Source organism: Vibrio sp. T9 (assembly GCF_003123985.1).
Lineage (GTDB): Bacteria > Pseudomonadota > Gammaproteobacteria > Enterobacterales > Vibrionaceae > Vibrio > Vibrio diabolicus.
The window spans coordinates 1-1,190 of record NZ_NIGY01000032.1 but is presented as its reverse complement, the minus strand read 5'-3'; the positions used below and the strand labels follow the sequence as shown (position 1 = coordinate 1,190).

Here is a 1,190-nt window from a genome sequence, read left to right as displayed (position 1 = left end):
TATGAATTAGTCGAAGATCTTAGCAACAACACCAGCACCTACTGTACGGCCACCTTCACGGATCGCGAAACGTAGACCTTCGTCCATTGCGATTGGTGCGATTAGCTCAACAGTCATCTGTACGTTGTCACCTGGCATTACCATTTCTACGCCTTCTGGTAGCTGGATGTCACCAGTTACGTCAGTTGTACGGAAGTAGAACTGTGGACGGTAGCCTTTGAAGAATGGAGTGTGACGACCACCTTCATCTTTAGACAGTACGTATACTTCTGATTCGAACTTAGTGTGTGGAGTGATTGAACCAGGCTTCGCTAGTACTTGACCACGTTCAACTTCGTCACGCTTAGTACCACGTAGAAGTGCACCAACGTTCTCACCTGCACGGCCTTCGTCTAGAAGCTTACGGAACATCTCAACACCAGTACATGTAGTAGTAGTAGTGTCTTTGATACCTACGATAGCAACTTCGTCACCTACAGTTAGGATACCACGCTCGATACGGCCAGTTACTACTGTACCACGACCTTGGATTGAGAATACGTCTTCGATAGGCATTAGGAATGGCTGATCTACCGCACGCTCTGGCTCAGGGATGTAAGTATCTAGAGCTTCAGCTAGTTCAACGATTTTCGCTTCCCACTGCTCTTCGCCGTTTAGTGCGCCTAGTGCAGAACCTTGGATAACTGGTAGGTCATCACCTGGGAAATCGTATTCAGATAGAAGTTCACGAACTTCCATTTCTACTAGTTCTAGTAGCTCTTCATCGTCAACCATGTCACATTTGTTCATGAATACGATGATGTATGGGATACCAACCTGACGGCCTAGTAGGATGTGCTCACGAGTTTGTGGCATTGGGCCATCTGTCGCAGCAACAACTAGGATACCACCGTCCATCTGTGCAGCACCAGTGATCATGTTTTTAACGTAGTCCGCGTGTCCTGGACAGTCAACGTGTGCGTAGTGACGAGTTGGAGTGTCGTACTCAACGTGAGAAGTTGCGATTGTGATACCGCGCTCACGCTCTTCTGGAGCGTTATCGATAGATGCGAAGTCTTTAGCTACACCGCCGTAAACTTTAGCAAGAGTAGTACAGATAGCTGCAGTTAGAGTTGTTTTACCGTGGTCAACGTGGCCGATAGTACCAACGTTAACGTGCGGTTTCGTACGTTCAAATTTTTCTTTAGACA

The 1,190-nt window shown here is 47.3% G+C and carries 1 protein-coding gene; it reads right to left on the bottom strand.

Annotation, left to right across the window (positions count from 1 at the left end; all coding sequences use genetic code 11):
• Positions 1-6: 6 nt before the first annotated feature.
• A partial coding sequence (tuf, locus tag CBX98_RS25190) for an elongation factor Tu (RefSeq protein ID WP_046875564.1) occupies positions 7-1,190 on the bottom strand: 1,184 nt, incomplete at its 5' end.